The organism is Gordonia prachuapensis (genome assembly GCF_036350515.1).
Taxonomy (GTDB): Bacteria; Actinomycetota; Actinomycetes; order Mycobacteriales; family Mycobacteriaceae; genus Gordonia; species Gordonia prachuapensis.
Genome location: NZ_JAZDUE010000011.1, coordinates 123,922 through 149,702, shown reverse-complemented (window position 1 = coordinate 149,702; position 25,781 = coordinate 123,922). Strand labels below are relative to the sequence as shown.

21 protein-coding genes are annotated in these 25,781 nt (G+C 67.1%); 7 read left to right on the top strand and 14 right to left on the bottom strand.

The window, feature by feature from the left end:
* Positions 1 to 72: 72 nt before the first annotated feature.
* Entirely contained in the window at positions 73 to 828 is a 756-nt protein-coding gene (locus tag V1Y59_RS14560) for a hypothetical protein (RefSeq protein ID WP_330505681.1), read from the top strand.
* Here V1Y59_RS14560 and V1Y59_RS14555 read toward each other — a convergent pair.
* The 5 genes from V1Y59_RS14555 to V1Y59_RS14535 form a co-directional block, all read right to left on the bottom strand.
* A complete protein-coding gene (locus V1Y59_RS14555) occupies positions 809 to 2,176 on the bottom strand; it encodes a gephyrin-like molybdotransferase receptor GlpR (protein WP_330505680.1) in 1,368 nt (455 codons plus the stop codon). The genes V1Y59_RS14560 and V1Y59_RS14555 overlap by 20 nt on opposite strands.
* Positions 2,177 to 2,313: 137 nt before the next feature.
* Complete coding sequence (locus V1Y59_RS14550) at positions 2,314 to 2,964, bottom strand: SIMPL domain-containing protein (RefSeq protein ID WP_330505679.1); 651 nt, start codon at positions 2,962 to 2,964, stop codon at positions 2,314 to 2,316.
* 41 nt (positions 2,965 to 3,005) lie between these two features.
* Positions 3,006 to 3,662 carry a GNAT family N-acetyltransferase gene (locus V1Y59_RS14545; RefSeq protein ID WP_330505678.1) on the bottom strand — a complete coding sequence of 219 codons (657 nt, stop codon included), beginning with the start codon at positions 3,660 to 3,662 and terminating at the stop codon, positions 3,006 to 3,008.
* Between the two features lie 21 nt (positions 3,663 to 3,683).
* On the bottom strand, positions 3,684 to 4,988 hold the full coding sequence (glp, locus tag V1Y59_RS14540; RefSeq protein ID WP_330505677.1) for a molybdotransferase-like divisome protein Glp: 1,305 nt from the start codon (positions 4,986 to 4,988) through the stop codon (positions 3,684 to 3,686).
* A gap of 93 nt (positions 4,989 to 5,081) precedes the next feature.
* Positions 5,082 to 6,038, bottom strand: a complete 957-nt coding sequence (locus V1Y59_RS14535; RefSeq protein ID WP_330505676.1) for a UTP--glucose-1-phosphate uridylyltransferase — start codon at positions 6,036 to 6,038, stop codon at positions 5,082 to 5,084.
* 151 nt (positions 6,039 to 6,189) lie between these two features.
* Here V1Y59_RS14535 and V1Y59_RS14530 point away from each other — a divergent pair, with 151 nt between their 5' ends.
* A complete protein-coding gene (locus V1Y59_RS14530; protein WP_330505675.1) occupies positions 6,190 to 6,768 on the top strand; it encodes a 5-formyltetrahydrofolate cyclo-ligase in 579 nt (192 codons plus the stop codon).
* Positions 6,769 to 6,785: 17 nt separating this feature from the next.
* Here the strand turns inward: V1Y59_RS14530 and V1Y59_RS14525 are convergent, their stop codons facing one another.
* Positions 6,786 to 7,097, bottom strand: coding sequence for an FmdB family zinc ribbon protein (locus tag V1Y59_RS14525; protein WP_330505674.1), 312 nt, complete (start codon positions 7,095 to 7,097; stop codon positions 6,786 to 6,788).
* Positions 7,098 to 7,283: 186 nt separating this feature from the next.
* On the opposite strand from V1Y59_RS14525, the gene V1Y59_RS14520 reads away from it, so the two are divergent.
* Entirely contained in the window at positions 7,284 to 8,831 is a 1,548-nt protein-coding gene (locus V1Y59_RS14520) for an alanine/glycine:cation symporter family protein (RefSeq protein ID WP_330505673.1), read from the top strand.
* 161 nt (positions 8,832 to 8,992) lie between these two features.
* Here the strand turns inward: V1Y59_RS14520 and nhaA are convergent, their stop codons facing one another.
* Complete coding sequence (nhaA, locus tag V1Y59_RS14515) at positions 8,993 to 10,243, bottom strand: Na+/H+ antiporter NhaA (RefSeq protein WP_330505672.1); 1,251 nt, start codon at positions 10,241 to 10,243, stop codon at positions 8,993 to 8,995.
* A gap of 244 nt (positions 10,244 to 10,487) precedes the next feature.
* Here nhaA and V1Y59_RS14510 point away from each other — a divergent pair, with 244 nt between their 5' ends.
* Positions 10,488 to 11,165 (top strand): SAF domain-containing protein, encoded by a 678-nt coding sequence (locus V1Y59_RS14510; RefSeq protein ID WP_330505671.1) that lies wholly within the window; start codon positions 10,488 to 10,490, stop codon positions 11,163 to 11,165.
* Positions 11,166 to 11,339: 174 nt separating this feature from the next.
* Complete coding sequence (mscL, locus tag V1Y59_RS14505) at positions 11,340 to 12,047, top strand: large conductance mechanosensitive channel protein MscL (protein ID WP_330505670.1); 708 nt, start codon at positions 11,340 to 11,342, stop codon at positions 12,045 to 12,047.
* 308 nt (positions 12,048 to 12,355) lie between these two features.
* On the opposite strand, the gene V1Y59_RS14500 is transcribed toward mscL, so the two are convergent.
* From V1Y59_RS14500 to V1Y59_RS14475, 6 genes are all read right to left on the bottom strand, one after another.
* Positions 12,356 to 13,039 carry an MspA family porin gene (locus V1Y59_RS14500; RefSeq protein WP_330505669.1) on the bottom strand — a complete coding sequence of 228 codons (684 nt, stop codon included), beginning with the start codon at positions 13,037 to 13,039 and terminating at the stop codon, positions 12,356 to 12,358.
* 74 nt (positions 13,040 to 13,113) lie between these two features.
* Entirely contained in the window at positions 13,114 to 13,770 is a 657-nt protein-coding gene (locus V1Y59_RS14495) for an MspA family porin (RefSeq protein ID WP_330505668.1), read from the bottom strand.
* A gap of 624 nt (positions 13,771 to 14,394) precedes the next feature.
* On the bottom strand, positions 14,395 to 14,988 hold the full coding sequence (locus tag V1Y59_RS14490) for a MogA/MoaB family molybdenum cofactor biosynthesis protein (protein ID WP_330430787.1): 594 nt from the start codon (positions 14,986 to 14,988) through the stop codon (positions 14,395 to 14,397).
* 70 nt (positions 14,989 to 15,058) lie between these two features.
* Entirely contained in the window at positions 15,059 to 16,489 is a 1,431-nt protein-coding gene (locus V1Y59_RS14485; protein WP_330505667.1) for a S1C family serine protease, read from the bottom strand.
* Between the two features lie 167 nt (positions 16,490 to 16,656).
* On the bottom strand, positions 16,657 to 18,075 hold the full coding sequence (locus tag V1Y59_RS14480; protein ID WP_330505729.1) for a HAMP domain-containing sensor histidine kinase: 1,419 nt from the start codon (positions 18,073 to 18,075) through the stop codon (positions 16,657 to 16,659).
* Positions 18,076 to 18,167: 92 nt separating this feature from the next.
* Positions 18,168 to 18,854, bottom strand: a complete 687-nt coding sequence (locus V1Y59_RS14475; protein ID WP_330430790.1) for a response regulator transcription factor — start codon at positions 18,852 to 18,854, stop codon at positions 18,168 to 18,170.
* Between the two features lie 288 nt (positions 18,855 to 19,142).
* On the opposite strand from V1Y59_RS14475, the gene V1Y59_RS14470 reads away from it, so the two are divergent.
* Positions 19,143 to 23,276: a bifunctional nitrate reductase/sulfite reductase flavoprotein subunit alpha gene (locus V1Y59_RS14470; protein ID WP_431309178.1), complete on the top strand. Its 4,134-nt coding sequence runs from the start codon at positions 19,143 to 19,145 to the stop codon at positions 23,274 to 23,276.
* A gap of 42 nt (positions 23,277 to 23,318) precedes the next feature.
* On the opposite strand, the gene V1Y59_RS14465 is transcribed toward V1Y59_RS14470, so the two are convergent.
* Positions 23,319 to 24,389 (bottom strand): alcohol dehydrogenase catalytic domain-containing protein, encoded by a 1,071-nt coding sequence (locus tag V1Y59_RS14465; protein ID WP_330505665.1) that lies wholly within the window; start codon positions 24,387 to 24,389, stop codon positions 23,319 to 23,321.
* Positions 24,390 to 24,641: 252 nt separating this feature from the next.
* On the opposite strand from V1Y59_RS14465, the gene V1Y59_RS14460 reads away from it, so the two are divergent.
* The gene (locus V1Y59_RS14460) at positions 24,642 to 25,724 is read left to right on the top strand and encodes an NADP-dependent oxidoreductase (RefSeq protein WP_330505664.1); all 1,083 of its coding nucleotides are present in this window, start codon (positions 24,642 to 24,644) and stop codon (positions 25,722 to 25,724) included.
* Positions 25,725 to 25,781 lie beyond the last annotated feature (57 nt).

Below are 25,781 nucleotides of genomic sequence, written 5' to 3'. Positions count from 1 at the left end.
CGGGAGCGGGGTTATCCCAAACCCAGGATCGGTGCCGGTTTGGTCTGCGTCGCGTCGGCTAATCTCGCCGTTATGGCGGACGTGTCGGACTCCCACGTCGCAGCCGTTCTCGAACGCGCGGTGGCGGGGATCAACCCGGTTCTCGATGCTCTCGCCGAGCGTGACCCGCTCGGCCTGAAGAAGCACACCTTCCACGACGACCCACACCCGGATTCGAAGGTGCAGCAAGCCCTGCACGTGCTCGCGCAGGGTGTCGACGCCACCGACTGGCCCGGCACGCAGGGATGGACGAAGCGGTCGATGAACAGTAGGGCCGACTGGTGGATCAGCCGCATCGGCACGGTCAACACCGTCGCAGTCGCCTATCCGGGAGTGTTCGGCGGTTGGACCCGTCGGCTGCCGCTCGCGTCGGTGCTCGGCTTCGCGAACCAGGCGATCGTGCTGGTCGCGATCGCCCGGGAGTACGGGGTCACCGACCGATCCGCTCAGGTGCGGTTGCTCGCGTCGGTGCTGTGTGGCCGGGACATCGACCGCTCGACCATCACCGATGATTCAGACCCTGCCGAGTCCGGCCCGCTGCCGACCGACGGCGACGGCAAGACGTTGATCGGGGCGATCTGGGACGTCGCGAAGATCCTGCGCGGCCTCACGAACGAGTTCGAACGACGCCCGCAGCCGATCCTCCCGCTACGGATGCTCGCCTACATCCCGGTGGTCGGGGCGCCGGTCACCTATGTCGGCGAACGGCTGGCGTTGTCCCAGGCGGCGCGGCACGGTCGGCAGTGGATCGCCGAGCACCCCGACGCGGTCAGCCCGCGACGCGCCTGAGCCCGTCGTCTTCACGCATCATGCGACGGCGCTGGAACGGCGGCAGATGCTCGAACACGGGGTCCTCGTCGTCGATCTCGAGAACGACCGCCCCGCCCGGACGCCGCAGGCGTGGCGGAGGTGGCGACGCCGCGAATTCCGCTGCGGCATCGGCACGTCGGCGGCGATCTGCCTGTTCACGTTCGGAGCGTCGGGCGCGCGCGGCACGCTGAGCGCGGATTCTCTGCTCGGTGGCGACGGTGCGGCGAAGGTAGGCCAGATAGGCCACCAGCATCAGGCCGACCACACCGGTGGCGATCCATCCCGGCAGCCCGAGGAAGAAGCCTGAGGCGCCCGCGATCACGAGGAGCGCCAGTAGGCCGATGAGTACACGCTGCCGCTCGCGGTAACGCAGTTCGGATTGGCGCGCGTCCGGAGAATAGACGCTGCGACGCCGTTCGGTTCGGCTCGATCTGCGATCCTCACGCCGCCGCGGCCGCGCATTCGCCGCCTCGGCGTCTGCATCGTCGGTCAGGTCGGCATCGGTCAGGTCGGCATCGCCCGTCGCCTCGTACCCGTCGACCTCGTCGTCGTACTCGTCCTCGACGAAGTCGTCTTCCTCGTACTCGGCATGCTCGTCGTACTCGTCGTACTCGTCGGCATCGTCGTATTCGGCATCCTCGTACTCTGCGTCCTCGAAATCTGTGCTGTCGTACTCGGAATCGTCGGCGTCGGAGTCGGTCAGGTCATCGACGGCATCGTCTTCGTCGGCCATCTCCTCGGCCGCGACGATCTCGGCGTCCTCGACATCCTCGAGGTCGTCGTCGATGTCGTCACGCTCGGCGTCGACGAACTCACCGTCGAGCGTGATCTCCTCGTCGTCCGCGTAGTCGGCTTCAGAGTCGGCGCTTTCGGTGTCGTCGCCCTCAGAGCTGTCGGCTTCGAGATCATCGACGCTGTCAGCGTCGGCGTCAGTCGCATCCAGATCATCGAAGGTCTCGTCCTCGTCGGCGACCGGCGCAGAGACCGCAGCCCCCGTCGCGCGTCGCACCGTCGCGTCCGGTGCCGAATCCTCTGTGTCCGTGCTGTTCTCGACATCGCCGTCCGCATCGGTCTCATCGTCGTCGAGGACTGCGGTGCCGGTCCGGTCGGGTCGCTTGCGTTCGGACTTCCAGGACGGGTCATGCGGATGAGCTCCGGCGGAACGCCGCTTGGTGGTTCGGGTGCGGTTGCCGCCGCGGTGCAGCAGGCGGGTCTCCTTGGCCGCCGCAGTGGACTTACGCATCTGCGGACGCCCCTTGATGACCATCGGAACCAGCACGAAAAGCCATACGGCCACAAGGCAGACCCACAAGACTGAGTTCGGCATGCGACTCTCCCTTCTTTCACTCTGGTTACACGACGCCACCTCACAATCTAGGTGCGGACATGGCCGAGCCAGCGCAGACGCGCCGAGTCCCGACGACATTCCGGGATTCACAGGGCGCTCTCAGATCGCGCCTCGGGTCACTGGTCGGCGACGAACAGCGCGTCGACCTCGACCGCGATCTCGATGTCGGCGGGCCGCAGCTCGAGTGACGGCGCGGAGTCGGGGCCGCCGGGAGGCGCAGCCCGTAGCATGGCCGGCCGTGCGTCCGTGCGCATGTCGGGATCGGCCAGCCGGATCGGCGTCACTGCGCCGCGACCGACGGCGTCGGCATAGGCCTGCGCCTTGAACACCGCGTCGTCGACCGCCTCCCGACGGAGTTCGTGCTCACGATCCCGGCGACTGCCCTCCGACAAGATCCACCTCACGCCCCCGATCCGCACGCCCTCGACAGTCGACCACCGGTCGACGAACCGCGACAGGGCCTCGAAGTCACCGAAACGTGCACGCAGACCGATCTGCGTGGCGTACTCGACGTCGAGGCGGCGCCCCTCCCCGTCGTAGGGACGGCGACCGAACACCCGGACCGTGTCGCTCGTCCACTCCCCGATCGCACCACTCTCGACGAGTTCGTCGAGGGCTGCCACCAACGCCGCGTGGACCTCGATGGCCGACTGATAGACAGCGTCGCGGGACGGTCCGTTCCGGTTGACGGCGAGGTCGAGGACCGCGAACTCGGGCGGGAACTTGCGGCGCGCCACCCCACGCACGACGATCTCCAACTGCGGCATGTCGCGAGGATACGTCGCGGCCTGTTCGATCCGATGCCGCGTCAGTGAAACGACGCGCGCCCGGATCGCACCAGGGTCGCGGCCGCGCCGTCACTGATCTCTTCGGCGGTCAGGGCGAACAGGATGTGGTCCCGCCAGCTGCGATTGACATCCATGTACCGCTCGAGCAGGCCTTCGCGGCGGAAGCCGATCTTGGTGAGCACGGCTTGCGAGGCGACGTTGGCGGGCTGCACCGTGGCGTCGAGCCGGTGCAGGCCGACGGGGCCGAAGCAGTGGTCGACGCCGAGAGCCACTGCTGCGGTGGCGATCCCCTGGCCGACATGTGAGGAGTCGACCCAGTAGCCGATCCAGGCGCTGCGGACGGCACCTCGCTGGATGTTGCCGACGGTGAGCTGACCTATGTAGTCACCGTCGAGTTCGATGACGAAGGGCAAGACCGTGCCGCGCTTGGCCTCCGACCGCAGGATCGAGAAGAGCGGTGGCCACGCGCTCGGTTGGTGGCGTTCGGACCACGATCCGATCCCGGTGGGTTCCCACGGAAGGAGAGTGTTCTGGTTGCGGATGCGCAGTGCGCTCCACGCCTTGGCGTCGCGCATCTTGACCGGACGCAGCGAGACGGCACCCGCCTGGGTGTGCAACGGCCCGAGAGTCGCCGGCCAGCCTGGGTTGATCTGCGCCCCCGACAACCACCTCAACACGACAGTGAGTGTATGTCCGGGTCATCCACGCTGCGCCAGGAACGCCACCTCGACCTCGTCGCCCGTGGCCAACTCCGCCACATCGGGCTCGACGATGATCAGGCAGTTCGCCTCGGCCAACTCGGCGAGCAGGTGTGAGCTACCGGTCGGCGACGCCCCGATGACCTGAACCAGGTAGTCACCTGATCGCTCGTCGCGCATCAGCTGCCCGCGCAGATACCCCTTGCGACCCTGCACCGACGCGATCGGCCCGATCGTCCGGGCGGTGATCACCCGCCGCATCGGCTGGCGCTTGCCGAGTGCGATGCGGATCAGCGGGCGCACCATCACCTCGAAGGTGACCAACGCACTGACCGGATTGGACGGCAGCAGGAAGGTCGGCACCTCGTCGCGGCCGAGTCGTCCGAATCCCTGGACCGACCCCGGATGCATCGCCACCCGCACGATCTCGAGCTCACCGAGGTCGCTCAACGCTTCGGCGACCGCACGCGACGCACTGCCACCGACCGCCCCGCAGATCACCACGATCTCCGATCGGATGAGTTGCGCCTCAACCACTTCCCGCATTCGAGACGTCTCGCGCTCGGCGATGCCGACCCGATTGACGTCGGCGCCGGCGTCTCGTGCGGCCGCGGCCAGTGCGTAGCTGTTCACGTCGAAGATCTGCCCGGGTCCGGGGGAACGGTCGATGTCGACGAGCTCGCTGCCGATGGAGATCACCGACAACCGCGGCCGGGGATGCACCATCACGCGGGGCTGTCCGACCGCGGCGAGCAGCCCGACCTGCGCGGGCCCGATGATCGATCCGGCCCGGACCGCGACGTCGCCGGGCTGCACGTCGTCGCCGACGCGTCGAACGTAGTCGCCGCTGTCGACGGCGTGGCCGACCTTGACCTTCTGCTCACCGCCGTCGGTCCAGCGCAGCGGGACCACGGCGTCGGCCAGGGTGGGCATGGGTGCACCGGTCTCCACCCGGACCGCCTGCCGCGGCTGCAGTCGCGTCGGTGTGCGCGCACCGGGTTCCACCCCACCGACGACGGGCAGCGACACGATCATCTCCGCCCCCGGCGTGAGGTCCACGAGTTCCGCTCCGCCGGCGTCGAACTCCTCCAGGTCATCGGGAGCGATGGTGCCGGCGAGATCGACGTCGACCGCGCGCACCGCATAGCCGTCGATGGCTGCCTGATCGAACCCGGGCATGGGTCGTTCGGTGACGACTTCTTCTGCGCACATCAAGCCCTGCGCCTCGGAGATCGCGACGCGAACCGGCCGCGGCGCCACCGCGGCGGCGGTCACCCGGGTCAGATGATCTTCGACCGAACGCATCTCACCTCTTGCCCCATCTCGGCTGACAGACTTGAGCAGACAGTAGCCGGAGCCGGGCGTCGGGTGGTGGCGGCGCGCTGTCGAATCAGTGGGTCAGCCGTCGGCGAGGCGTTTGCCGAGCCACTCCCGCAGGTCGGGGCCGTAGTCGTCGCGATCGAGCGCGAAGTCGACCGCGGCCTTGAGATATCCGCCGGGGTTGCCGAGGTCGTGCCGGGTGCCGTGATGGACCACCACATGCACCGGCTCCCCCTCCTCGATCAGCAAGGCGATGGCGTCGGTGAGCTGCAGTTCGCCACCGGCGCCGGGCTTGATCCGTCGGAGCGCGTCAAAAATCTTGCGGTCCAGGATATATCGTCCCGCGGCGGCCAGATTGGACGGCGCGTCCTTCGGTGCCGGCTTCTCCACCATGCCGCGGAGTCGCTTGACGTTCGGGTTGTTGGCGTCCGGGAGTTCTTCGACCTCGAAGACGCCGTAGGCACTGATGCGGTCCTCGGGCACCTCGATCGCGCAGAGCACCGACCCACCCCGCCGCTGTCGCGTCCGCGACATCACCTCCAGAACTCCGCCGGGGAGGACCAGGTCGTCGGGCAGCAGCACCGCGACGGCGTCCTCGTCGTCATCGAGGTACTGCTCGACACATCCGACGGCATGTCCGAGGCCGAGCGGCTTCTCCTGGACCACCGAAGCCACCTCGAGCAGCGACGGAGCCTTGCGCACCTTGGCGAGCATCGCCTCCTTGCCGCGGGTGGCGAGGGTGTTCTCCAGCACCAGGTCCTCGACGAAGTGCGCGACGACGCCGTCCTTGCCCGGGGAGGTGACGATCAGGAGTCGTTCGGCACCGGCCGATTTCGCTTCCTCGGCGACGAGTTCGATCCCGGGGGTGTCGACCACGGGCAACAACTCTTTGGGGACGGTCTTGGTGGCCGGCAGGAAACGCGTGCCGAGGCCGGCGGCCGGGACAACCGCGGTCCGCGGGATCGGCGGCGTGTTCGGCACATTCTCGTACTCGGTGAACGCCTCGGTAGTCTGGCTCACGTCACTGGTGCTCATGAGAACACCCTAGTGTTGCGCGTGCGAAGTTTCCTGTCGGCATCCGGTCGGAGGACATCGAGGCCGATTGCTGCGAAGATCCTGTCGTGGGGGCGCGAATCCGTGGCGGTGAACGGGCCCTGACCTGACGGAACGACGATGAGGCGGTGGGGTGCGGTCAACGAAGCGGAGGCTGCGGGTCGAGTTCGAAGAGCGTCGGGGAGCGAAGTCGTTCGCGACCCGAAAGCGCGCGGCGGACAACCTCGCCGACTGGGTGGCGTCGGCACCGTTTCGCCTCGAGTACGACGTGACGGTCGCCGCCTACGTTCCCATCGGGACCGAACCCGGATCACCCGCACTGCTCGACGCGCTGATCGACCGCGGTGTGACGGTCATCGTGCCGGTGGTGCCGCCCGGCGAGCCCGCGGCGCTCGACTGGGTGCGCTACGACGGCGCTGCCTCATTGACACGCGGCCGGTGGGGCCTCCTGGAACCGACGGGTGACCGACTGGGTGCCCGCGCGATCGAGGCCGCCGCAGTGGTGTTCGTCCCGGCGTATGCCGTGGACAAGATCGGCAACCGGCTCGGCCGTGGTGCCGGCTACTACGACCGCACTCTCGCCGCCGTGTCTGCAGAGGTCATCGCGGTGGTGTACGACGACGAGATCGTGGAATCGCTGCCGACGGACCCGCACGATGTCCGGGTCGGCTGGGCACTGACGCCCGACAGCGGCTTCCGCCGGATCGGCTGAACGCGCGAGATACCAGATCAGGATGCGGCAGGCGCCGCGGCCGCCGGCTTGCTCTCGGTCTTCTTGGTGTCGGTCTTCGACGACGACTCGGACGAACCGCTCGACGACGACTCCGATGAGTTGCTCGACGAGGACTCGCTCGACGACGAGGACGACCGGGAGTCCGTGCGGTAGAAGCCACTGCCCTTGAAGACGATGCCGACCGAGTTGAAGAGCTTGCGGAGCCGGCCCGTGCACTCCGGGCACTCGGACAGCGAATCGTCGGAGAAGGACTGCACGATGTCGAACTTGTTGTCGCACTCCGTGCACGCATACGAGTAGGTGGGCACCGATTACCTCCGAGAGATTAGTTATCGCTGCAAAGTGTAACCGATTTTGGCACTCCGACATTCCGAGTGCCAACGATCGTCGTTCGCCGTGCGGACTCCCGGGTGACATGCGATTGTGTTACGCACACAATCCTGGGTTCACTCTGGCCGTTCTGGCCACGACTTCGAGAAGGGCGACTGGCGCCGATGAGTGACTTTCTGAGCGATATTAACGGGTACATCTGGAGCGATGCACTCGTATGGCTGTGCCTAGGTGCGGGCGTGTTCTTCTCGATCCGCACCCGACTCGTCCAGGTTCGTCAGATCCCGGAGATGATCCGGCTGATGTTCCGGGGTGAGAAATCGCCCTCCGGCGTCTCGTCGTTCCAGGCGCTGACCATCTCCCTGGCCGGCCGCGTCGGCACCGGCAACATCGCCGGCGTCGCCACCGCGATCGCGTTCGGCGGTCCGGGGGCGCTGTTCTGGATGTGGGTGGTGGCCTTCCTCGGTGCGTCGACGTCGTTCGTCGAGTGCACCCTCGGCCAGATCTACAAGACCCGAGACCAACTGACCGGCGAGTACCGCGGCGGGCCCGCCTACTACTTCAGTCGCGCGATGGCGCACACCAAGGCGAGTGGCGCGTTCAAGGTCTACGGCCTGATCTTCGCCGCCGTCACCGTCCTCGCGTGCGGTCTGCTGCTGCCCAGTGTCCAGTCCAACTCGATGGCGCTGGCGATGAACGAGGCCTGGGGGCTCTCGACCTGGGTGGTCGCGATCGCAACCGTCATCGTGCTGGCCTTCGTGATCATCGGCGGCGTCAAGCGAATCGCCGCGTTTGCGTCGATCGTCGTGCCGTTCATGGCGGTTCTCTACATCTTCTTCGCGGTCATCATCGTGGCGCTCAACGCCTCGGAGGTCCCGGGTGTCATCAGCACGATCTTCGCCAGCGCCTTCGGTGTGGACGCAGCGTTCGGCGCCATCCTCTGGTTCGCCATCCTGTGGGGTGTCAAGCGCGGTATCTACTCGAACGAAGCAGGACAGGGCACCGGACCGCACGCCGCGGCGGCGGCCGAGGTGTCCCACCCCGCCAAGCAAGGACTGGTCCAGTCGTTCGCGGTCTACATCGACACCCTGTTCGTGTGCACCGCCACCGGATTCCTGATCCTCTCCACAGGGGCTTACCGCGTCTTCGAGGACGAGTCCGAGACCGGTGCGGTGATAGGCGACGGCGGACTACTACCTGCCGACGTGGCCGTCGGCCCGACCTTCGTCCAGACCGGTTTCGACTCCTTCTGGAGCGGCGCAGGGTCGTCGTTCGTGGCCATCTCCCTGCTGTTCTTCTGCCTCACGACGATCATCGCCTACTACTACATGGCGGAGACCAACCTGCGATTCCTGATGGGCAAGGCCGCGACCATCGAGATCAAGCCGCTGCGTAGCACCCTGGGCGCGAACCTCACCCTGCTGCTGCAAGCGCTCATCCTGGTGTCGGTGACGATCGGCTGCGTGTCCACGGCGTCGGAGGCCTGGACGCTCGGCGACATCGGCGTCGGTCTGATGGCGTGGCTCAACATCGTCGGCATCATCATCCTGCAGCAGCCGGCGTTCAAGGCCTTGCGGGATTACGAGCGGCAGCAGAAACAGGGCATCGACCCGACGTTCGACCCGAAGGGGCTCGGCATCATCGGTGCGACGTTCTGGGAGACCTACGATCCCACGACCGGTAAGACCAAGGAGGCGGCCGACGCCCCCTGATCCCCGAGCGCGACCCAACCTCGTGGCCCGACGTCAGGGCGACGACGAGGTCAGAGATCAGAGGTCCCGCCCTTCACGTCGGAGGGCGGGACCTCTTCTTGTCCGATGGGTCGACACGAGCGAAAGGTTCCGTCGGTACGATTCCGGGTTCTGTCGGCGGCCTAACCGCCGATGACGTCGATGTCCTTGTCCGGGATGTCGTCGCGGTTCATGTCCGCGGCGCGGGCCTGTCGGGCGTCCCATCGCAACCAGATGGCAGCGAGGATCGCGGCCACCAACGAGCCGACGAGAATAGCGGTCTTGGAAGCCTCGGCATGCGGATCGGTGTCGACGAACGACAACTCGTCGATCAGCAACGCCACCGTGAAACCGATGCCGGTCAAGAAGCCGACCGGCAGCAGATCCCGGACCCCGATCGAATCGGGGAGGCGCAGCGGCGTGAACTTCGTCATCAAGGCCGTCACGCCCATCGCACCGACCAGCTTGCCGACGACGAGTCCGAGGAAGATGCCGATCGACACCGGTTGGATCAGCTCGGCGTCGGTACCCACCACGGTGACGCCGGCAGCGAGGAACGCGAAGATCGGCAGCGCGACGGCCGAGGAGATCGGCCGCACGTCGTCGTCGAACCTGTGGGTTCGCGACTCCGTCTCGCCGTGGATCAGCTTGGCGGGCACCACGAAACCGAGAAGGACGCCGGCCACCGTGGAGTGGACTCCAGAGGCGTGCATGAACCCCCAGGCGGCGACGGCGACCGGGATCAGCATCCACCAGTGCGTGTGCCGCATCCGGACCAGGAACGCGAAGACGACGATGAACGCCAACGCGATCGCCAGCATCAGGAAGTCGATGTTCTCCGTGTAGAAGGTCGCGATGATCGTGATGCCGAGGAGGTCGTCGACGACGGCCAGCGTCAGCAGGAACGTCCGGAGCGCGAGCGGCAACCCACGGCCGAAGATGGCGAGGACGGCCAACGCGAAGGCGATGTCGGTGGCCGTCGGGATCGCCCAACCGTTCAATGCATCGGGATCGCCGACGCCCACCACCACGACATAGAACAGCGCCGGCACGATCATGCCGCCGAGGGCCGCGGCGATCGGCACGCCCGCCTGTTTCGGCTGCCGCAGGCTTCCCATGACGAACTCCTGCTTGAGCTCGACACCGACGACGAAGAAGAAGATCGCCAGCAGCCCGTCTGCCGCCCATTCCTCGAGCGACAAGTGCAGGTGGAGGGCCTCCGGCCCGAACTCGAACTCGGCCAGCGTGTGATAGGCCTCCCGCCACGGTGAGTTCGCCCAGACCACCGCGAGAACCGCGGCGACGAGCAAGATCACCCCGCTGGGGGTGTCGAGGGATATCCACCGCCGGAACCGGTCAACGAAGGATGGATTTTCGGTACCAGCTGTTGACATCAACTCTCCTGGTCATCGGTCGCGCAGGGCCGGACACACGCACATTGCGTCCCTGCCCGCGTCGGGCAGGGGCCGACCAGACTTCCCGGCACACCGTTGGGTCATTCTCCCCGAACCCTCGTGCGGGGTCCAATCGGCCCGCCCGGGAGAGGTCGTTCTCCACAGCCACTGACGACCGGGCGGGTTGTCCCAAGATCATCGCGGACCCGGCAGCAGGTGCGGCACGGATGGTTACGGTCACCTCATGCGAGGCTTCCTACGCAACGAACTGTCGCCCCGCGTCGTCGACCGCGTCCGCCACACTCTGCGGCCCGGCTGGGCACGGTCGGTCGTCATCAGGCGGGCCGCCGCCATCGTGCTCGTCCTGTGCGCGGTGGGTGCGACCGTCGTCGGCCATCGCAGTGAACAGTCCCGAGCGGTCGTGGTCGCCGCGAGGGACCTGACCCCGGGCCACGCGATCAGCGCCGACGACCTGGCGGTGACCGACGCGCCCGGCGAGATGATCCCGACCGGCGCGGTCCGGCTGACCGCAGATGCGCTGGGACGAACGCTCGTGGGCCGCATCCGGGCCGGCGAGATCCTCACCGACGTCCGGTTGCTCTCGCCTGCCCTGCCCGCCCAGTTGACCGGCCGAGCCGATGCGAGGCTCGTCCCGGTTCGACTGGCCGACGAAACCGTGGCGTCGGTGCTGCGGGAGGGAGACGTGGTTGACGTGTTGACCGCACCGGACGCCCCCGCCTCCCGGCAGGCGGTGTTGGCCACGGGCGCGATCGTCGCACTGACCTCGCACACCGAGGAGGCGGGCGGGCTGGCCTCCGGACGAAGCGGCGCCCGGCCGATCCTGCTCGCGATGTCGGAGGACGAGGCGCATGATGTCGCCGCGGTCGGCCTGGATGGTCCCCTCACCGTGGTCGTTCACTGAACGGTGACCCCCCTTCGGGAACAGCGCGCTTTCAGCAAAACACTGCAATGGTCGTTTACGATCCTGGATAGGGTTGCCGAGGGCGGTGGACATCTCCGGACTCATGGGCGTTGACCCGCATCCCGAGCGAATACCTGAACAAGAGCGGGAAGCCGAACGAGAGGACCGCACACCGTGCTCAAGGGATTCAAGGATTTCATACTCAAGGGCAATGTCGTCGAGTTGGCCACCGCGGTCATCATCGGCGCGGCTTTCACCGCGATCGTCACGGCCTTCACCGACGGGATCGTCCAACCACTCATCAACGCGATCCCGATCGGAACCGACGCCGCCGAAGGACTCGGCTTCCAGATCACCGACAATCCATCGACTTTCGTCAACATCGGTGCGATCATCACCGCGGTCATCAACTTCCTGATCATCGCCGCGGTCGTCTATTTCCTGATCATCGTGCCGTACAACAAACTCGCCGAACTGGGTGGGTACGGCAAAAAGGCGGAGGTGAGCGAGGTCTCGCTGCTCACCGAGATCCGAGACCTCCTCGATCCGGAGGGAACGTCGAAGGCCAAGGAGGAAGCGGAGAGCGAACTCCCCGATCACCTGCAGGATCCCGGGTCTACACCACCGGGCGGACGCATGGAAGCCGGTGCGACGCAACGCCTCACCACCCCTCCGCCGGCCGCAGAGCCGCAGGCCCCGGCACAACCGCCGCGCCCTACGGGCAACCCGCCGTACCCCACGCCCCAGCCCGCGCCGGGCGCGTATCCCCCGCCGGGCGCCTATCCTCCCGGCAACTACCCACCCCCGGGTGGTTACCCCCCTCCGGGCCAGTTCCCGGGTGAGTACCCGCCACCGGACGCACCGGGACGCCATTCCCGCTGACTGCCAACGACATCGGGCCGCACCCTCGTGGGTGCGGCCCGATGTCGTTGTGGGGACGGATTTCTGACGACCAACATGTGCCCGCACGGTGGTTCCATGCAACTCGCGCAGGTCGCAACCATCCGCGCGGGTTGCAAACCGCGCGGATGGTGGGAGGCTGCGCGGATGACGGGCCCGCGCCGAGACCCCGAGCGGCGACCCCACGCGCGGGCCTCAGATGGAGCACAGACGCCGACAGGGCGGGATCGGAAGTTCCGATCCCGCCCTGTGCGGTGTGTTCTGGCGTCCGCTCGCGGACTCCGCGACTATCAGCCCAGGCTGAACGGCTGGCCGTACAGCGTGACAACGCCCTTGACGGCGTCGGTCTCGACGGTGACGGTCACCTTGGCCTTGGCCTCGGCGTAACCGGCGCAGTCGTTGACCCAGAAGCGCTCCTGGCTGTAGGCGACGCCGCCGCCGGTGCCGGAGAAGGTGTACGACTCGACGGCGTCATCGTCGTCGTTCGTCTCCTGGATGATCGGCACGTAGCCCGCACCGCCGGGGCCGAGCGAGATCGACCCACCTGCACCCGCGTTCGGAGTCACAGTGGTCGAAGCACCCCCATTGCCATCAGGTGTGGTGTTCGACCCGATGCCCAGCGGATAGTCGTCGGTTCCCGCGCCACCACCGATATCGATGTTGACCTGGCAACCAACGATGTAGCCGGCAGAGATCTCGGCCTCTTCGGCCTCGCCGCCGAGGGTGACCCGGACCTTGCCCGAAACCCACACCTCACGGTTCATCGGGAAGGCGATGAGCGGCCGCTGGATATTGGCGTTCTGGTCGAACAGCTGGATGTTGACCGAGGTGCCGTCAACCAGGGTCTTGGTGATGCTCGAGTTGGGCACCGGAGCGGCGGCTGCGGCACCGGTCCCGAGGCTTCCCACGCCCATCACCGCGACGCCGGCGGCACCGACAGCCGCGGCTGCGCGACGCGTGACGATGTTCTTCATGATTCCCCTTTGTGGAAGATCGATCTGCTCGGAGCAGATAAGACTCGAAAGATTCGGTTGGTATCTGCTACCGGTCAGCTGACGAAGAACGGCTGGCCGTACAGGGTGGACTGCAGGAGGGTGCCCTCACCGGCGACGGAGGAGCTGTCGTCACCGATTTCATAGCCCTGCGACGCGATCACCTTGGTGAGGGTGCGTGCCGACGCGTAACCACCGCAGTTGGGGAACTCGATCTCGAAGTCCTGCAGCTGGATGGTCGCCGATCCACTGTCGAAGTCCTTGTCGGTGACATCAACGATGGCCGCTTCACCCGGCGCCAGCGGAAGGCTTACGCCACCGCTGAGGTCCAGGCCCACTGACGGCAGAACCGAGATGCCACCTCCAAGCGAGCCGCCGAGCGAACCAACATCGAGCTGGCAGCCGGCCAGGATCTGGACCTTCAGATTGCCGCCCACGCCTTCGCTGGCCGTGGACTTGTAGGTGCCGGACAGCAGTGCCGTGCGGCCGATTCCTCCGTTGTATGCGACGCGCGCAACCGAGTACTGCGACTCGCCGGTCCGCTCGGTGAAGACACGCTCACCGTCGATACCGGTGATCACCTTGCTGCCGTTGGCCAGCGGAGCTGCCGCAGCATTTCCCGCCCCCATGCTCGCCAGGCCCACCGTGGCAACTGCCGCGGCGGCGCACGCAGCCGCCGTGCGACGCAGCCCGAGCTTGCTGAACTTGCTCATTCGTTCCCTCTCACAGGATTCGGTTGTTTCCCCGCGTGACACACCTGTGTGCACGCGTGTCGACCCTTATGGGCTGCGGACCCCCGCCCCGCAACCGAACCCAATCGGCTCCGGTTTGCTGGAAGTCGCCTTCCGCATACCCCTGGTCACTGCTGCGTTGTCACTCGCGACAGATCGCAGGACTCCCCGTCGGTACTCGCGGAGTACCGAGCTTCGTCGCAGCGAACGTTATCGGAGCGATATCGAGGCGAGCAACAGATGCAATCAGCCGTGTCTCAGCCTCGGGGCTCATGATAGTGAACTTCACATTCGCCATCACTAGAAGAGCGAATGTTAACGGAGGGAAAACACGCTGCGTCAGACATGTCAGGAGGACGCGCACCTACTCGTGATGGGGCGGCCGGTTGGCCTCGTACCACTCGCGAGTCAGCCCCTTGTGACCTTCATCACGCTCGTCGGACGTCGTGTCCGGGAGGTCCGTACCGAACACGTCATCGAGCTTGCGACGGGCTCGCCAGCCCTCACCACGGGCCGCCTCACCTCCGGAAACGTCGGCTGGAGGCGTTTCCGGGGAGTGATCGGACTCACTGCTCATGAGAGGCCGGGACAGACGCTCGCGACGGCTCAGAACTCGCTGATGGCTTCGATCACATGCTGTGCGAGGGGAGCCACCGTTGCCATCCCGTCGCGCACGGCGGCCCGCGAGTTGGCCAGGTTCACCACGAGGGTCTGACCCGAGATTCCGGCGAGCCCCCGCGACAGTCCGCCGTCGGTGGCACCGGCGGCCAGACCCGAACTGCGGACGGCCTCTTCGATTCCCCGCAGGCGTCGATCCAGCAGCGGTTCGGTGGCCTCCGGCGCGACGTCGCGCGCCCCGACCCCGACACCGCCGACCGACACAACCAGATCCACACCGCCGATCACCGCGGTGTTCAGGGCGTTGCGGATCTCGACCTCGTCCCCGGACACCGCGACGGTCGCATCGACATGAAATCCTGCCTCGGCGAGCAGCTCACCGACGAGCGGTCCGAGGAAGCTCTGATCCTCACCGTGTGCGGCCCGATCGTCGATCACCACGACCAGCGCCCGGCCGATCTCGTCGCCGGTCTGCGTGGCTCGCACGTCGTCGTCGCGGTGTCGGGCGACGAACTCACGGGCCGCCGCGTCGGCGGCCACCACGTCGTCGGGGTCGATGGCGGTGGAACCGGTGTCGTTCATGTCTGCCTTTCTGCTCCGCCTCGGGCGGCGGCCGTACGAGATGGCTCTGGTGAAGATGGTGCGTGGCGCGTCAACCGACCTGCAAGGTCTCGAGGGTGACCTGGGTCGTCTTCTCCTGACCGTTGATCACGTAGGTGATCGTGACCGTGTCGCCGGGCGCGTGGGAGCGGATCGCCGCGACCAGTGCGTCACCGCTGGCGATGGTGCGGTCGTCGACCTTGGTCACCACGGCGCCCTGCGGGATGCCCGCCTTGTCCGCGGGTCCACCGGCGGTCACGTCGGAGATATAGGCGCCCGGCTGATCGACCTCGGTGTTGGCCCGCACCGAGACACCGAGACCGGCCTGCGTGGCCCGTCCGGTCTCCTGCAGTTCGTCGGCGACCCGTTTGGCCTGGTCGATGGGGATCGCGAACCCGAGACCGATGCTGCCACCCTGTTGATCGGCCCCCGCGCCGACGGTGGCGATGGCCGTGTTGATCCCGATCAGCGCACCCTTCGCGTTGACCAGTGCGCCGCCGGAGTTGCCCGGGTTGATGGCCGCGTCGGTCTGGATGGCGTCGATGACCGATGTCGTCCCGGACTCGCGCGACGTCGAGACGGGTCGGTTGAGCGCACTGATGATGCCGGTGGTGACCGTGCCCTCGAGCCCGAGTGGGGCGCCGACGGCGATCACGTCCTGGCCCACCGCGAGATTGTCCGAGGTGCCCACGGTGATCGGTTTCAGGCCGCTCTTCTCGACCTTGATGACCGCGATGTCGGAGATCGGATCGGCACCGAGCACGCGTGCCGGGGCGCGACTGCCGTCGGAGAAGATCACCAACACCTGGCTTGCCGTGGCCGCACCGGCCTCGGACACCACGTGGTTGTTGGTCATGATCGCGCCGTCCTCCGACAGGATCACGCCCGAGCCCCCACCCTCGGCGTTGCCCGACCGCACGATGATCGACACCACCGACGGCAGCACATTCGCGGCGACCTCCTGCACCGAACCGGCCGGGGCGGGGACGGCTCCCTGGTCGCCGCTGTTCGGGTCTCCGCCGAGCGGGCCGCTGGTCGCCGACGACGAGTCGTCGTCGAGGACGTTCGCACCGACCACGCCACCGATCCCGCCGGCGACGAGTGCCAGCAGGACGGCGCCGATCGCCAGCATCGCCTTGCCGCCACCGGACTTCTTGCGGGGTTCGGGCCCGCCGGGCGGCGGACCGACCGGACCGCCGTAACCGGGCGCACCGAACGGTTGCTGCGCCGGCATCTGGCCGGTGCCGGCTGGGCCGTACGCGGATGGCGCGTAGGGCGACTGGCCGTAGGGATTGGCGTGCGGGGCGGTGGCGGCGGCGTGATGGCCGTACGTGCCGGCGTCCTGGGCGTTCTGGCCGTAGGGCGACGGCTGCGGGTCGGCCCCGTAGCCGGGCGCGTTGTACCCGCCCGGCGCGCCGTAGGGACTCTGGCCCGGGCCGCCCCCGGTGCCGTACGGATCGCCGTGCGAACCGCCACTCGTCATGTCGTCATCCTTTAGCTCTCCCACACCCCGCCGCTCCGGCGAGGGGTCCCGACCAGGCACAGCCGTCGGTAGCCGACGACCCTGAGCCAACCCTAGGTGATCGGGTCTGCGCGGCGATGACCAAAGCAACGATCACCGCGGCGAGACCTGAGTCGAGGTCTGTCACCCTATTGACGAACGACCTGAGGTGAAGGTTCCTGAGGCGTCGGAGCCCCGGGCAATGTCATTCGGATGAGTGCGCCACCGAGGTCGGACTGCTCGGCGCGCACGGTGCCGCCGTGCCGCCCGACCACTTGCCGCACGATCGCCAACCCCAGGCCGGAACCGGGCATCGATCGGGACTGGGTCGATCGGAAGAACCGCTCGAACACCAGATCGCGGTCCTCCTCGGGGATACCGGGCCCCGCGTCGGCGACGGTGAGTTCGGCGGTGTTCAGATCGATCTGGCTCAACACCACGCGGACCGGGCGGCCGCGCGGACTCCACTTCGCCGCGTTGTCGAGCACATTGAGCACGGCACGGTTGAGTCCGTGTTCCTCGCCGAAGACGAACCATGGAGTCAGCGAGGTGTGGAAGTCGACGTCGGCGCGGCGGCGGCGGACACGATCGAGCGACCGGGTGATCACCTCGATGAGGTCCACCTCCTCGTGCACCACCGCCGGTGCGTCCTCACGCGCGAGATCGACGAGATCACCCACCAGCGTGGACAATTCCTCGATCTGCGCCATCACGTCGGACCGCAGCTCCACCATGTCCTGGGGCGGCATCGCCGGAGCACCGGGTTCGCTTGCGGCGATGAGCAGTTCGAGGTTGGTCCGCAACGAGGTGAGCGGGGTACGCAATTCGTGTCCGGCGTCCGCGACGAGCCGCGCCTGCCGATCACGCGAATCGGCCAGCGCGCGCAGCATCGTATTGAAACTGTCTGTCAGACGCGCCAACTCGTCGTTTCCGGACACCGGGATCGGTGTGAGGTCCTGGGTGCGCGCGACCCGCTCGGCAGCCCGCGTGAGTCGTGCGACGGGCCGCAGGCCCGCACGCGCCACCGTGGTTCCGGCGAGCGCAGCCAGCGCGACACCTCCACCGCCGACCACCAGCAGCACCCAGGCCAGTCGCTTGAGCACGCGGTCGGTGTGCACCAGGCTCTGCGCCATCACCAGGGTGTTCCCGTCGGCGAGTTTGCGGGTGAGGACGCGCTGGTTGTTGACGGTCCGCAGGCTCTGCATGTTGTTGACCGGCCGCGGTGCCGAACGTGCGATCTGCCGTTCGACGTCCTCGAACGGCACGTCTCCAATGAGGTAGGTGCTGCCGTCGGGACGCACGAGCGCGAGAGAGATGTTGGTGGAGAACACCGTTCCGGCGACAAGAGAATCGGGACGTTCGTTCAACAACCCGGTCTTGGCCATCGCGGTCATCCCGTCGGCGCGACTCTCGAGTTGCGCATCCACCTCGTTGTACATGGCGCGGTAGACGACGAAGTACGCCGCGGCGGCCATCAGGCTCACCGACACCAGGACCACCGTCGCCGACAGCAACGTGACCCGGGTCGTCAGCGACACCGCTCGGGTCAGCGGCATCGGCGCGCGCATCTCCTTGGGGTCGGTTCGGGAATCCACTCGGGCCGGGGGCGGCACGGCGGGAGTCCCGGGCGAGGTCGTCGGACCGGACATGTCGGCGGCCACTAGGGCGGGGTCTCCCGCAGGACGTAACCGACGCCACGCACGGTGTGGATGAGCCGAGACTCCCCTTCGGCCTCGGTCTTGCGACGGAGGTATCCGACGTAGACCTCCAGGGCGTTGCCCGACGTCGGGAAGTCATAGCCCCAGACCTCCTCGAGGATCCGACTGCGTGACAGCACACGCCGTGGATTGGCCATCAGCATCTCGAGAAGAGCGAACTCGGTACGGGTCAGGCTGATGCTCCGCTCGCCGCGGGCGACGTCGCGGGTCACCGGGTCCAAGGTCAGATCGGCGAACGTGAGCGCCTCGGATTCGGCCGCGTCGTCGGGGGTCGCGCGACGCAAGAGGGCGCGCAGACGCGCCAGCAGCTCTTCGAGGGCGAACGGTTTCGGCAGGTAGTCGTCGGCGCCTGCGTCGAGGCCGGAAACGCGCTCGGAGACGGTGTCGCGAGCGGTGAGGACGAGGATGGGCAGGTCGTCGCCGGCCGACCGCAGTCGCCGGCACACCTCCAGACCGTCGAGCCGCGGCATCATCACGTCGAGGATTGCCACGTCCGGACGTTCGGCGACGATCTTCTCCAAGGCCTCGAGTCCGTCGGCGGCGATGTCGACGGTGTAGCCGTTGAAGGACAGCGACCGGCGCAGCGACTCACGTACCGCCCGATCGTCGTCGACCACAAGGATGCGCATACCTACAGTCTTATCGCGAACTGCTGAGATGTGTCTGAGGATGAACAGTACGGCGTGGTGACCGTTCGCGCTGGTCTGCGCCGTATCGACCGCAGCCGCGGGGCCGACGGAGTCCTCGAAGCCGGGCCGCAGCGCTGCGCACAGCCGCGAAACGGCGCTGTGAGGTCAAGTTGATAGGCGTGTAACCGGTCGCTTCGCAACCAGAAACACACCCCGCCGACGCTGGTGAGTGTGAAGTCCGTCGACATCGTGCATTCGCTGTGCGCCTATTGCGGGGTGGGCTGTGGCATGGACCTCGCGATCGGCGCGGACGGCCAGGTCGCGAAGACCGTCGGCCGCAAAGATCACCCCACCAATTTCGGCCGTCTCTGCACCAAGGGCTCGACCACCGCCGACATGCTGGTGGCGGGTGGTCGCCTCACCGCCCCGCTGGTCCGGACCGAACGTGGCGCGCCGCCGCAACAGGCCGACATGGATCAGACGATCTCCGACACCGCGCGGCGCCTGCGATCCATCATCGATGAGCACGGACCCGATGCCGTCGCCCTCTACGTCTCCGGCCAGATGTCGATGGAGGCCCAATACCTGGCGACAAAGCTGGCGAAGGGTTACATCCGCACCACCCAGATCGAGTCGAACTCCCGGTTGTGCATGGCCAGTGCGGGCACCGGCTACAAGTCGTCGCTGGGCGCCGACGGACCGCCCGGCTCGTACCAAGACTTCGACAACGCCGACGTCTTCTTCGTGATCGGGTCGAACATCGCCGACTGTCACCCGATCCTGCACCTGCGGATGATGGATCGGATCAAGGCGGGCGCCAAGCTCATCGTCGTGGATCCGCGACGCACCGCCAGCGCGGACAAGGCCGACCTGTTCCTGCAGATCAAGCCCGGTACCGACCTGGCGCTGATGAACGGGTTGATGCATCTGCTCATCACCGGCGGCCACACCGACGACGACTTCATCGCATCGTTCACCGACGGCTTCGAACAGATCCCCGAGTTCGCCGCGCAGTACACGCCGGAGGTCGTCAGCGAGATCACCGGCATCCCCGCCGACGACATCCGCGCGGCCGCCGAGATGATCGGTACCGCCCAGAACTGGATGAGTTGCTGGACGATGGGGCTCAACCAGTCCACGCACGGCACCTGGAACACCAACGCGCTGGTCAATCTGCATCTGGCGACCGGGGCGATCTGTCGTGTCGGCAGTGGCCCGTTCTCCCTGACCGGCCAGCCCAATGCGATGGGCGGCCGCGAGATGGGCTACATGGGCCCCGGTCTACCTGGTCAGCGGGCGGTGTTGTCGGAGGCCGATCGCACGTTCGTCGAGGACGTCTGGGGACTCGAACCCGGGACGATCCGGAGTGAGGTCGGCGGCGGCACCATCGACATGTTCAGCCGGATGGCCGACGGGGAGATCAAGGCGTGCTGGGTCATCTGCACCAATCCCGTTGCGTCGGTGGCCAACCGGTCGACGGTGATCTCGGGACTCGAGCGGGCGGAGATGGTCATCACCCAGGATGCCTTCGCCGACACCGAGACCAACGCGTACGCCGACGTGGCGCTACCGGCCGCCTTGTGGACCGAATCCACCGGCACCATGGTCAATTCCGAACGCAACGTCACCCTGTTCGAACCGGCACTCGATGCGCCTGGGCAGGCGATGCCCGACTGGGAGATCATCGCGCGTATCGCCTGCGAGATGGGCTATGCGGAGGCGTTCTCCTATACCTCCGCCGAACAGATCTTCGACGAGATACGGCGGTTCGCGAACCCGAACACCGGATACGACCTGCGCGGCATCACCTACGACGCATTGCGTCAGACTCCGATGCAGTGGCCGTGTCCGCCCTCGGACGATCAGACCGCACGCGGCGACACCCCTGACGAGACCGGGCGAAATCCGATCCGCTATCTCAATGACGGTGTCAGCCAGACCCTGCACACCGCCGACGACGGCTCGACACCCGAACTCGCCTTCGCCACCCCGAACCGGCGGGCCCAGTTCTTCGCCCGGCCGCATGTCGATCCCGCCGAGATGCCGGATGACGACTATCCGATCCTGTTGAACACCGGCCGCCTTCCACACCAGTGGCACACGATGACCAAGACGGGCCGAGTCGCGAAGCTGAACAAACTCAATCCCGGTCCGTTCGTGGAGATCCACCCCGACGACGCAGAGCGTTTCGGTATCGGATCCGACGACCGGGTCGAGGTGGCATCGCGTCGTGGCCGAGCCGTGTTGCCCGCGTCGATCTCCGACCGCGTGCGGCCCGGCAACTGCTTCGTACCGTTCCACTGGAATGACGTCTTCGGCGAGCACCTGACGATCAACGCGGTGACCTCCGACGCCATCGACCCGATCTCGCAGCAGCCCGAGTTCAAGGTGTGCGCCGTCACGCTCACCAAGGTCGCGGCACCACAGCCTGCCGAGACCCCGTCGATCGGTGGTCAGGACCCGGAGACAGCAACGCGGTCCGCTGTCGACCCGGTCGACGCTGTTGCGTCGGCCCTCGGCGTCGATGCGGTGGCCGACGTGGCGCCGTCTCCGTCCGAGCGCACCTATCTGGCCGGGATCGTCGCGGGTCTGCGGGCGCAGCCACCGGTCGACACCCGGCCGTACATTCCGGCGGGCGCGCCGCTGCGCGAAGAGGTGCGCTTCTGGGCGACCGGACTCCTCGACGGGATCTTCGCGCGGACACCGCATCCCACCACCGCAGCACCCGTCGGCGGCTACGGCGACGGCACCGGCGCAACGCCGGCAGGGACCGCCAAGGAGTCGATCACCGTGCTCTGGGCGTCCCAGATGGGCAACGCCGAGGAGTTCGCCACCGAGACCGCCGACCAGCTGCGCACCAAGGGATTCGACGTCACCGTCACCGAGATGGATGCCACCGACATCAGCGCCCTCGCCGGGACGACGTTGTTCGTCAGCTCCACCACCGGCGACGGCGAACCGCCGGACAACGGATCGGCCTTCTGGGATGCGATCAGCGGCGACTCCGCCCCCGATCTCTCCGGATTGCGTTTCGCCGTGCTCGCATTCGGCGACTCGAGCTACGACAACTTCTGCGGACACGGCCGCAACCTCGATGAGCGTCTCGGCGAGCTCGGCGCGCAGCGATTGCTGGATCGCGTCGATTGCGAACCGGACTACGAGGAGCCGGCCGGGCTGTGGCTGGATCGGGTGAACAGCGTCATCGGCACCGAAGACGACGACTCGACATCGCCCGACGACCGGGTCGTCGTCGTGAGCGAGCCAGCAGATTCGTCTGCACAACCGTCGGTGCGCTCCGCGCCGTCGTTCTCGAAGAAACGACCGTTCGTCACCAAGCTGTCGCGCAACGTGAAGCTCAATGCCGACGGGTCGCAGAAGGATGTGCGCAACTTCGGCTTTCACCTTCCTGGCGACGCTCTCAGCTACAAGGCGGGTGACGCCCTCGGGGTGTGGCCCCTCAACAACACCAACCTCATCGACGAGTGGCTCGATGTGACCGGACTGGACGGCGGCGAGGTCGTGACCGCCCCCGGCGGTGACGACATGCCACTACGCCGGGCACTACGCGAACGCCTGGAGTTCGCGAGGATCACACCAGATCTCATCCGGTTCGTCGCCGAACGCAACGGGTCGGCCGACCTCCATTCACTCGCTGCCGCAGGCAACAAACAGGAACTCGACTCCTGGACGTGGGGCCGCCAATCGGTGGACGTACTCACCGAGTACCCGGTCAAGGCGCATCCCGAGGAATGGGTCTCGGTACTGAAACCGCTGCAGCCGCGGTCGTATTCGATCTCGTCGAGTCCCCTGCACAGCCCGGACGAGGTGGAGCTGACGGTGTCCGCGGTTCGGTACAACGTCCACGGCACGCCCCGAAAAGGCGTGTGCTCGACGTTCCTCGCCGACCACTGCGAGTCGCAGGACATCGGGGTGTTCGTGACGTCGACGACCCATTTCCGTCCGCCGGCCGACCCGGACACGCCGATGATCATGATCGGTCCGGGCACCGGGGTCGCGCCCTTCCGCGGCTTCCTGCGGGAGCGAGAAGCGTTGGGGCATGAGGGAAAGAACTGGCTGTTCTTCGGGGAACAGTACTCGGCAACCGACTTCTACTACCGCGACGAATTGACGACGATGCTGTCGGACGGACTGCTCACCCGTCTCGACGTCGCCTTCTCCCGGGACCAGGATCGCAAGATCTACGTCCAGGACCGGATGCGGGAACACGGCGAGGAGTTGTATCACTGGTTGCACGAAGGCGCACACGTCTACGTGTGCGGCGACGCCGCCCGGATGGCGAAGGACGTCGATGCCGTGCTCAAGGAGATCGTCGCGCACCACGGTCGCCGCTCCCCCGCCGGCGCGGAGTCCTATGTGAAAGCTCTTGCGGCAGACAAGCGGTACGTGCGGGACGTGTACTGACGCCTGGTCGTCGCCCCCGGGAGCCACCGACTCGCACCGGTCTCAGCCGGTGGCATAGGACAATGCGGGCGGTAGCAGGACCACCCGACCGGTGACCTCGCCGGCCCGCAATTGATCGAACGCCTCGATGGCCCGGTCGAGGCCGTAACAGGTAACCTCCGAGCGGATTCCACCGCGGGCCCCGATCGCCACGACCGAGCTCAGCTCGTCGACCGACCCCCAGAAGGGGGCCGACACCGACCAGCCGGGAGCCACGGCGGGAGATTTGCCGACCTCGAGCCGTCCACCGGCCCCACCGACCACCGAGAGCCGACCGCCCGGAGCGAGCATTGATCGAGCCTGGGTCATGGTCTCCGTCGATCCCACGAAGTCGAAGATCAGATCGGCGTCGGCAGCCGGACCGAGTGCCTCGGGCAGCGTCCGCCCCGCTCGATGTGCCCCCACCTCGCGGGCGAGCGCCACGGCCTGGTCGCGGTTGTCGACGGCGACCACCGTCCCCGCGCCCAGGTCCCGCAGGATCTGCACTGCGAGGTGCCCTAGCCCTCCGACGCCGATGACCGCGGCGACCGTCGACGGATCGATCAGATCGGAGCATTCGTTGATGGCGTGATAGGCGGTCAGCCCCGCATCGGCCATTGGCGCGCTCTGGGCGGGTGTCAAATCACCGGCGGGGACGAGGTGCCGCACCGACGGGACGACCATCGCCTGGGCGAGTCCGCCGTCGTGGCCGAGACCGCCGCCGATCGGCAGATGACGGCCCGAGGAATCGCGTCCCAGCCGCAGACAGTAGTTCTCCCGACCGCGCACGCAGTTCCGGCATTCTCCACATCCCCAGATCCCGTGCACCACGACCCGGCGGCCCAGCCACTGAGCGTCGGCCGCCCGCGCGGTCTGCACGACCGTCCCGCACACCTCGTGGCCCAGCGTCATCGGAAGCTCGTAACCGAACAGTTCGGACCCGGACTCCACCGTCCTGATGTCGGTGTGGCAGAGTCCGGCCGCTTCCACGGCCACCAAGACCTCCGCACCGGAGGGGGTCGGCACAGGGACCTCACGCAACTGTGGCCCCGATCGCCATTCGACCAGTTGAACGGCCAGCATCGTGCTGTTCATCCGGCGTTTCTCTCTGACCAATCGAGCTGGTACACGGCCCGAACCGTACACGGAGTTTTTCCGCGCTTTGCCCCGGTGACGAAAATAAACTGCCACTGAAGTGCACTATCCGGTTGACCAACTAAAACTCGGATGTTTAGCTTGTGAGGAGCACCACTCGAACGAGGTGCTGTGATCCACATCGAGTAGAGATCGGAGACTGACGGTGGCGCGACATTCCATCTTCACCGCTACACCTACGGTGGTCCACTCGTGATCAGCCGCGACGTCACGCTCGCATCCCGCCCCCTGGGACGGGTCCGGCCCGGCGACTTCGCCGTGGTCACGGCGACGGTTCCCCCGGTGCGAACCGGACAGGTACTCGTCCGCAACACCTGGTTGTCGATCGACCCGTCGGTGCGTATGCGACTGGGCGCCCAGAGCCCACGTGGCTACCTTCCGTCGTTTCATCCGGGCGACACCCTGGCCGGTCTGTGCATCGGCGAGGTCGTCGAGTCCGCCGTCGACGGCTTCGCGCCCGGCGACACCGTGATGCACGCCCAGGGGTACCGCGAGTACGCGGTCGTCGACGCCGCCGGGGGCGGCCTTGCCGGCGCCGGACAACTGACCTCCCTGGACACCTCCACCCATCGGCCGAAGGACTATCTCGGCGTGCTCGGCAACACCGGGATGGCCGCCTGGGCGGGTCTGGTCGAGGTGGCCGGACTCCGCGAGGGCGACGTCGTCTGGGTGTCGGCCGCGGCCGGCGCGGTGGGCAGCATTGCCGCCAGACTCGCGCGTCTGCGCGGGTACACGGTGATCGGTAGCGCGGGCAGCCCGTCGAAGGTCGCTCGTCTGCTCGACGAGTTTCACCTGGACGCGGCGTTCGATTATCACGCCGATGACCTCACCGCCGCCCTCGAAACAGTCGCCCCCGACGGGATCGATGTCTACTTCGACAACGTCGGCGGCGACCACCTGGAGGCGGCGCTGAACGTGATGCGACCCGGCGGGCGTGTGGCCATGTGCGGGGCGATCTCCGACTACGACCGGGACACCCCGTCCCCCGGTCCGACCAACCTCTTTCAGATCGTCAGCAAGTCGCTCACCGTACGCGGTTTCCGCTCCGGCGAGTTCACCGACAGGTTCGATGCGATGCGAACCGAACTCGGCGAATACGTCGCTGCGGGCGATCTCACGCTCGACGAAACCATCTACACCGGAATCTATTCGGCACCCGACGCGCTCGTCGACCTCCTCAACGGACGCAGTTTCGGCAAAACGCTGTGTTGTCTGGCCGACGACGACCCCACCCCCGCAGCACGCGCGAGTTCCACGCGCGAGGCCCTGATCTAATCCCTGTCCCCGACCCCGAACCTCCTGGCGAACAGCTACTGTTTCGTCCATCGAACC

What these genes read in the sequence shown, in the direction of transcription:
- V1Y59_RS14560 (WP_330505681.1), top strand. Translation starts at nt 73, where the DNA reads ATGGCGGACGTGTCGGACTCCCACGTCGCAGCCGTTCTCGAACGCGCG.
- V1Y59_RS14555 (WP_330505680.1), bottom strand. Translation starts at nt 2,176, where the DNA reads ATGCCGAACTCAGTCTTGTGGGTCTGCCTTGTGGCCGTATGGCTTTTC.
- V1Y59_RS14550 (WP_330505679.1), bottom strand. Translation starts at nt 2,964, where the DNA reads ATGCCGCAGTTGGAGATCGTCGTGCGTGGGGTGGCGCGCCGCAAGTTC.
- glp (WP_330505677.1), bottom strand. Translation starts at nt 4,988, where the DNA reads ATGCGTTCGGTCGAAGATCATCTGACCCGGGTGACCGCCGCCGCGGTG.
- V1Y59_RS14535 (WP_330505676.1), bottom strand. Translation starts at nt 6,038, where the DNA reads ATGAGCACCAGTGACGTGAGCCAGACTACCGAGGCGTTCACCGAGTAC.
- V1Y59_RS14520 (WP_330505673.1), top strand. Translation starts at nt 7,284, where the DNA reads ATGAGTGACTTTCTGAGCGATATTAACGGGTACATCTGGAGCGATGCA.
- nhaA (WP_330505672.1), bottom strand. Translation starts at nt 10,243, where the DNA reads ATGTCAACAGCTGGTACCGAAAATCCATCCTTCGTTGACCGGTTCCGG.
- V1Y59_RS14510 (WP_330505671.1), top strand. Translation starts at nt 10,488, where the DNA reads ATGCGAGGCTTCCTACGCAACGAACTGTCGCCCCGCGTCGTCGACCGC.
- V1Y59_RS14500 (WP_330505669.1), bottom strand. Translation starts at nt 13,039, where the DNA reads ATGAAGAACATCGTCACGCGTCGCGCAGCCGCGGCTGTCGGTGCCGCC.
- V1Y59_RS14495 (WP_330505668.1), bottom strand. Translation starts at nt 13,770, where the DNA reads ATGAGCAAGTTCAGCAAGCTCGGGCTGCGTCGCACGGCGGCTGCGTGC.
- V1Y59_RS14490 (WP_330430787.1), bottom strand. Translation starts at nt 14,988, where the DNA reads ATGAACGACACCGGTTCCACCGCCATCGACCCCGACGACGTGGTGGCC.
- V1Y59_RS14485 (WP_330505667.1), bottom strand. Translation starts at nt 16,489, where the DNA reads ATGACGAGTGGCGGTTCGCACGGCGATCCGTACGGCACCGGGGGCGGC.
- V1Y59_RS14480 (WP_330505729.1), bottom strand. Translation starts at nt 18,075, where the DNA reads ATGCGCGCGCCGATGCCGCTGACCCGAGCGGTGTCGCTGACGACCCGG.
- V1Y59_RS14475 (WP_330430790.1), bottom strand. Translation starts at nt 18,854, where the DNA reads ATGCGCATCCTTGTGGTCGACGACGATCGGGCGGTACGTGAGTCGCTG.
- V1Y59_RS14470 (WP_431309178.1), top strand. Translation starts at nt 19,143, where the DNA reads ATGGACCTCGCGATCGGCGCGGACGGCCAGGTCGCGAAGACCGTCGGC.
- V1Y59_RS14465 (WP_330505665.1), bottom strand. Translation starts at nt 24,389, where the DNA reads ATGAACAGCACGATGCTGGCCGTTCAACTGGTCGAATGGCGATCGGGG.